The sequence below is a fragment of the Bacillus sp. SIMBA_026 genome, assembly GCF_046535335.1.
GTDB lineage: Bacteria > Bacillota > Bacilli > Bacillales > Bacillaceae > Bacillus > Bacillus velezensis.
Genome location: NZ_JAWRWX010000532.1, coordinates 1 through 231, shown reverse-complemented (window position 1 = coordinate 231; position 231 = coordinate 1). Strand labels below are relative to the sequence as shown.

General features: G+C 62.8%; 1 protein-coding gene. It reads right to left on the bottom strand.

Annotation, left to right across the window (positions count from 1 at the left end):
* A partial coding sequence (locus SB847_RS22430; protein ID WP_410578983.1) for a Tn3 family transposase occupies positions 1-231 on the bottom strand: 231 nt, incomplete at both ends.

Below are 231 nucleotides of genomic sequence, written 5' to 3'. Positions count from 1 at the left end.
CTGGGCGATCGGCACTTTGCTTGGCGCCTCTATGAGGGCAGTGTTTGCCGCCGCGTGCGTTTCGGCCCGGACATAGTTCTGATAGACGTGGGAAAGCCTGCCACGAGTCAACGCCTCCCGGGTCGGGTCCGTGACCGGAATCAGACCCACGTTGCGTCCTTCAGCGATCAATAGCGCCGCTATCGAGGTGGCCAGATCCTTCACTCGTGTCCCGGAGCCGGAGACGTGGAC